This window comes from Moorena sp. SIO4E2, from assembly GCF_010671945.1.
In the GTDB taxonomy this organism is placed as follows: domain Bacteria; phylum Cyanobacteriota; class Cyanobacteriia; order Cyanobacteriales; family Coleofasciculaceae; genus Moorena; species Moorena producens.
In genome coordinates this window covers 24,713-31,200 of record NZ_JAAHIE010000034.1, presented here as the reverse complement: position 1 = coordinate 31,200, position 6,488 = coordinate 24,713, and the positions used below count along the sequence as shown (strand labels likewise).

At 42.4% G+C, this 6,488-nt stretch carries 5 protein-coding genes and 1 pseudogene; 1 reads left to right on the top strand and 5 read right to left on the bottom strand.

Annotated features, from left to right (window positions below; genetic code table 11):
- Positions 1-116: 116 nt before the first annotated feature.
- Together F6K37_RS06750 and grpE are read right to left on the bottom strand one after the other, a co-directional pair.
- Positions 117-782 (bottom strand): annotated as a pseudogene (locus F6K37_RS06750) (RNA-guided endonuclease InsQ/TnpB family protein); the annotation flags it as partial.
- A gap of 130 nt (positions 783-912) precedes the next feature.
- Positions 913-1,548, bottom strand: coding sequence for a nucleotide exchange factor GrpE (gene grpE, locus F6K37_RS06745; RefSeq protein ID WP_287249071.1), 636 nt, complete (start codon positions 1,546-1,548; stop codon positions 913-915).
- A gap of 28 nt (positions 1,549-1,576) precedes the next feature.
- Between grpE and F6K37_RS06740 the strand changes: the two genes are divergently transcribed.
- Entirely contained in the window at positions 1,577-1,756 is a 180-nt protein-coding gene (locus F6K37_RS06740) for a hypothetical protein (RefSeq protein ID WP_008186221.1), read from the top strand.
- A 59-nt stretch (positions 1,757-1,815) separates the two neighbouring features.
- Here F6K37_RS06740 and F6K37_RS06735 read toward each other — a convergent pair whose 3' ends face one another.
- From F6K37_RS06735 to F6K37_RS06725, 3 genes are all read right to left on the bottom strand, one after another.
- Positions 1,816-2,703 (bottom strand): DUF8832 domain-containing protein, encoded by an 888-nt coding sequence (locus tag F6K37_RS06735; protein WP_287249068.1) that lies wholly within the window; start codon positions 2,701-2,703, stop codon positions 1,816-1,818.
- 16 nt (positions 2,704-2,719) lie between these two features.
- Positions 2,720-3,193 carry a hypothetical protein gene (locus F6K37_RS06730; RefSeq protein WP_287249066.1) on the bottom strand — a complete coding sequence of 158 codons (474 nt, stop codon included), beginning with the start codon at positions 3,191-3,193 and terminating at the stop codon, positions 2,720-2,722.
- 98 nt (positions 3,194-3,291) lie between these two features.
- On the bottom strand, positions 3,292-6,462 hold the full coding sequence (locus F6K37_RS06725; RefSeq protein WP_287249064.1) for an efflux RND transporter permease subunit: 3,171 nt from the start codon (positions 6,460-6,462) through the stop codon (positions 3,292-3,294).
- Between the last annotated feature and the right edge of the window lie 26 nt (positions 6,463-6,488).

The following is a 6,488-nucleotide window of genomic DNA, read 5'->3' as shown; positions in this document are numbered from 1 at the left end:
ACTGCTGACTTTTTCAGCTGGTCACCCACCAGGAGGTATTGACTCAAACTATTACTCTGACTAATTTGTCAGTTTTACTGAGATCTAGTCTACCGTACTTTTAAAAGAGCCGCACCCAAATTATTTTGCTTTCTGGCTAAATTTTTCTCGGATTTGTACAAGTGTCTAGGGTTAGCAAACTTGGAGGTTTTATTCCCATCATTAACTATGGCAAAATCTTTAACCCCTAAATCTACACCTGCTACTTTTCCCTCATGATTAGGTTGAGGATTATCCCCTTCTAACTCAGTCAAAATAGATGCAAAATATTTCCCAGATGGTGTCATGGAAATAGTAACAGTTTTGATTTCTCCTTCAATTGGACGTTTGTCAAACTTGGTTTTGATTACACCAACTTTCCCAGGAAATTTCAAATTACCATTAACTAGTTTTACCTTTTGGGGATATTGAATAGATTGTTTACGCTTCTTTGACTTAAATCTAGGGAACCTAGCCCTACCTTGAAAGAAGTTTTTATAAGCCGTGACCAGATTTAAGGTAGCAGCTTGTAACACCTGAGAATAACAGGTTTTTAGCCATTCTGTTTCCTCGGCTTTTTTAAGCTTTGGAAGCAGGGCATTGAGACTAGATTGCCTTACACTTTTCCCTGTGGATTTGTAGGTTTCAATGCAATGGTTTAGAGCATAATTCCACCACCACCGAGCGCAACCAAAGTGTTGAGCTAATATTTCTTTTTGTTCATCGCTCGGATAGATCCTGACTTTGATTGCGTAGTGTCTCATCTTTTGATCACCTCCTTGTTATTATTATATACAATTTGTTATAACTATATTCCGGGCAAAAATAAAATCCTGGTGTTCGCTCTCATCCCCCACCTGCTAGCGCGAGGAAGGGGAATTCCCGCTCACTCTGTTAAACTGGACTAACTTTAGCACGATGCAGCAACTTATCACCAATGCGGTAGCCAGTGTAACGTACCCTAACCCGATCACCTGGTTGAGCACTGCCTGACATGAGTTGGTGTTGTTGTGGATCGTAAGGAATTTCTTGCCCCACAGATGCGATCGCTTCCACACCCCATTTTTCTAACAACTGTTCCACTGGCTTTACCAGGGGCAATAATCTCACTGCTGGTAACTGCTCATTCTGTTGTGCCGCATAAGCAGCAGTGGGCCATTGCACTAGCCAGGATTCTAGCACTTGTAAACTAGATTGCTGAAACTCCTGCATTAAAGTCTCGCGCTGCTGTTCCAACTGCTGTTCTAGACGCTGGTACTCCTGCTTGAATGTTGAGTCTTCCTGCTGTAACGTAGAAACAGAATCTGGCAAAAACATAACCAGTAACTGATTAAGCGACACCTGCAACGCTTCAGCAAGTTTTAGCAGCGTTTTTAGCTGCATCTGCGAGACCTGACCTTTCCGCAAACGCCTCAGTTGCAACTCGGAAACATCAGCCCTGAGACTGAGTTGCCTAAAACTAGGAATATCCACTTTTGCCATAAGTTGTCGCAACTGTTCACTGTAATTGGGATAGGAAGACTCGGTCATTTCCAGGCTGACGTATCAAGGATAAAAGATGACAGGAGAAGATTCCGGAAATCTGATCAACTCCGGTAGAGTAATTATCATATCCCTGATTGTGATTATTGGTAAGTGCGATCAGCTAATGCGCTACGCGCACGCCTGGCCTTTGGCCACGCTGCTTGAGGTGCGAACAGCTATCAGCCGTGGCCAAAGGCCAAAGGCTGACAGCTGACAGCTGACAGCTGACAGCTGACAGCCAACTGCTGAATGCTTACCAAATTAGATATTTGCTCAAAGTGCATTGACCCAGAAATCAGCGGTTACAATCTCACCATTACGCTTAAATTGACCCCACACTTTATATGTGCCTTTTTCAGGAAATTGGGTAGCAAAACGTATCGGTTCAGTAGTTTTACCTGGAAGTGCGTGAGCATGAATGTAATCAGATGCTGTTATAGATTCTGATTGTTTAACAATTACTAAATGACCAGCTTCTCCCAAATAAGTTTGTAAATCATTCACCGGCTTATTATTAGCAGCATCTTTTAACTTAAAGCTAATCATAACTTCTTCATTCGCCTGAACTTTGGGTTTATCAAAACTCAGCTCAACCTTGGTATTGCCAAAGACTTTAGTATTTTTAATTTCTATATCACTTAGAGATGAAGTAGTGCCTGGTGCTTTTACTTTTACTACAGACACTCGCTCTGGGTTTCCGCTTGGTTTGTAATCGCTAAAAAGAGTATAATCACCAGGTTTAGGAAAATTAGCTTCAACTTCAAACCTTCCATTACCTTTGTACTCAGGATGAATATGATCGTAAAAATCCAGATCATCACTGACGACAATTAAATGCATTATTTTTTCTTGGAAAACCTCAAAATCAGGAACAGCATTTCCCTCAGAGTCTTGAATATCAATTACCAAACTATTTGGTTTATCTAAAGTAATTTTTGAAGGAGTCGTTAGTATAGCTTTAGTCTTTACTGATGGTTTATTTCCGTGACCATGGCTACCATGGTGATGACCATGCTCATTGTGATTATGGTGACCATGGTGTTTATCTCCCTCAACAGATGCATCTCCAGATTGCCCTAGTGTTGAACAACTTTGAGCCAACAATAAAGTAGAACTAACTAGTAATGCGCTAACCAAACGATTCATGATGTCTTTACCCACAAAAGTTATTCAATATTTATTGTTTAAAGGAAAAGCGACCGTTGATTTTTTTCCCGTTAATGTCAGTTTGAATGACCACCTTATATTCCCCAGTAGCTTTCCCTGGTAAAAAAGCAGCGTAATGTTTACCAGCCTGATCATAGCTGAAATCTAGATTCTTTTGTTCACCATTTGGTAACTGGATTTGAGCCTTGACTTTGGCATTAGATACACTTTTGTGTTCCTCACCCTGTTGTAGAAAAAAGTCTAAGTGAATTCCCTGTTTTTCGACAATAGGCAACAATTCTAAATGATAAAGGCCAGATTCAATGATTTGACCACCTTGGGAGTAACCATCACCATGGCTGGAGGAATCAACCTTCTCAGTTTTGGTTACAGTTTCTGAAGAGGTAGTTTGAGTAGTCTCTTTTGTACTATTGCCACAGGAGGCTAAAAATATCAATCCCACACTAGATAGAACAATTAAATTTGACTGCAACCACGAACCCATAGTTTTACTCCTTTCAAACTAATTTATTTTTTTGATAACCAGTAAAAAAGTTGATACTGACTAAGCTTACCGCTGACAACTTACAGCTGACTACTTACCTATTGACCCACCACTGAACCACCTTTAAAGGATGAATTTAAGTCTTCAGGTGAAATACCAGAATTGATGGGTTTACATATGAAAAAGCGACCAAACTGAGCATACAAAGCTGGTAATACCAATAAGGTTAAAGCTGTAGAAGTAAACAATCCTCCCAGCACAACTATTGCCAATGGCTGTAAAATTTCTTTCCCTGCCCCCGTGCCAATTACGAGAGGAACCATCCCTAAAGCTGAAGTCAACGCCGTCATTAAAATTGCCACTAATCGTTCCGTTGAACCTTCAATAATCACTTGACTCAAAGGCATTCCCTGAGCCAATTTATTGTTGTAATTATCTACCAGAAGTAAACCATTGCGGGTAGCAACACCAAAGAGAGTGATAAACCCTACCATGGAAGCAACAGAGACAATACCACCACCGAGGGCAACGGAAAAAATTCCCCCAGTTAATGCTAGAGGTAGATTGAGCATAATCATCACTGTTGCTGAAATTGACTTGACAGCAAAGTACATTAAAACAGCAATTACAATCAGTGCCAGAGTACCGAATACTAGTAAATTTTGGGATGCTCGTTGTTCTGATTCAAACTGTCCTCCATATTGGATAAAGTAGCCAGAAGGTAATTGTACTCTCTCCTTGACTGTGGCTTGAATCTCTTCAACTACACTACCTAAATCTCGATCAGCAACGTTAGCTGAAACCACAATCAGCCGAGAAACATTTTCGCGGTTGATGGTGTTTGGTCCCTTACCATAACTAATGTTAGCAACTTGGGCAAGAGGAATTTTAGTGCCCGTGGGAGTGTCAACTAGGAGGTTGCTAATGGTATTAAGATTATTGCGGTATTCGGCTTTCAACCACACTACTAAATCAAATAACTGTTGCTCTTCCAGTACCTGCGACACGACTTTACCATTGAGAGCAGTTTCAACAATTTCTGCCAGCTGACCAACACTAAGACCATAACGAGCAGCAGCAGCGCGGTCAAACTTAATTTGCACCTGTTTGATCGGAATTTGGGGTTCAAGAATTAGATCCACCACACCAGGAATATCTTGCATCCCATCTCGAACTTGAGCACCAATAGTTCGTAATTCCGAAAGTTCCGGACCAAAAATTTTTACTGCGATCGCACTCCTGACTCCTGAGAGGACTTCATCCATGCGGTGGGAAATAAAACCACCAATACTAGGAGCTACCCCTGGTAACTTGGCAAATTCCTCACGCAGTTTCTCAATGGTTGCTTTTCGGTCTTTCATCCCTTCCTCTGAAATTTCCACATCCAAATGGCCGAGAGTAACACTACCAGCATCAGCATCACCGGGAGCACGCCCTGAACGTAACTGCACTGACTCAAACCGGGGGTCATCTTTGAGAGCTAGTTGCATGGCTGAACCAGCGCGATTCGTCATTTCCAGAGAGACACCGGGATAAAGAGTGAAAGCATTGACAAGCGATCGCTCCTGAAACTCTGGTAAGAAGACTCGTCCTAGAGAGGTAAAAATAATTAGAGAAGCCACAAACCCTGCTACTGCTGTTAGCAAAACTAGACTGGGAGCATGAAGAGAAAACCGAATTAATGGCTGATATAGTTTTTTAGAAAACCGCGCTACCCAAGTTTCTTCTTCCGGTAACTGTACAGTAGCAAGCAAGAAAGCACACAAAGCTGGACTCAGGGTCAGGGCCACAAATGTAGAAGCAAAAATTGACACGAGATAGGCTACTCCCATCGGTGCAAAAATACGACCTTCAACACCAGTAAGGGTAAAAATTGGTGCGAAGACTACAGCGATAATTACTGTAGAAAACAGCACACTCACTCGCACTTCCACTGAGGTGTTATAAACCACCTGTAATGGGTTGAGGGGATTTCCTGCTTGCTGATTTTTCCGTAATCCCCGGTAGCAATTTTCCATGTCCACAATCGAGTCATCCACCACTGACCCAATTGCTACAGCTAGTCCTCCCAAAGTCATGGTATTAATTCCCAAACCAAAGAGATTGAGTAGCATCATCCCAATCAACAAAGACAGAGGAATGGCGCTGAGGGTAATAATGGCAGTGCGCCAGTTCATCAAGAACAGAAACAGAATAATAGAAACAATGATGATGCCATCGCGCAAAGCATTCCTGACATTTTTAATTGAGGCATCAATAAAATCGGATTGGCGAAAGGTAACAGTAACCTTGATATTCCCAGGCAAACCCTCTTTAATTTCCTCCATGGCTGCTTCTACCGATTTGGTAACAGTAGGAGTATCAGCGAGGGGTTGTTTGTTAACTAGCACCACAATCGCTTTTTTCCCATCCAAGCTACCATCACCCCGCTTCAAGGCAGCACCAATTCGGACATCGGCGATATCAGAAAGCAGCACTGGTGTGCCATTACGTGCCACTACCACCGATTGTTCTAAATCCTCTATTGACTCAACTCGTCCTATGCCTCGAATTAATAGTTCCTTGTCTGGACTAATCAGAAAGCCACCCGCTGCATTAGTATTTGCTGCTGCTGCTGCTTCCGTAACTTCTGTTAAGGAAACATCAAAAGCGGTTAACTTGGCAGGGTCAACCAGTACCTGATACTGACGCACATCTCCCCCATAGGCAATTACCTGAGTTACCCCCGGTACGGCCAATAATTGGTTGGTAATATCTCGGTCAACCAATCGACGCACAGCCATTAGGTCAATTTCAGAGGGGAAATCTCCTGTGTCTACATCTTCGTCAATGGTAAAAGCGTAGGAGAGAATGGTACCAATGGGGGAGGAAAGGGGAGAAATTTGTGGTGATTCTACTCCTTCCGGTAATCTGGCAGCAGCTTGTTGTAACCGTTCAGTTACTAACTGGCGAGCTTGATAGATATTAGTATCCCATTTGAAGATAACTTTTACTACAGAAATGCCCACTCCCGAAGAGGATCGTACTGTAGTCAATCCAGGAATGCCATTGATCGCACTTTCGACAGGCATTGTAACTAAAGATTCCACTTCTTCTGGAGCCAATCCCGGCGCTTCCGTTTGAATTTCAACTTGGGGAGGAGCAAAATTGGGAAATACATCTAAGGGCATTTGGGAAACAATGCCAAATCCCCAAACTGTGACGATGATAGCGCCAATTACAACTAGCCAGCGTCGAGCAATAGACCACTTCAGGATCGAGTTAAGCATTTTGGTCTTACCTACAGCCTTGCTGA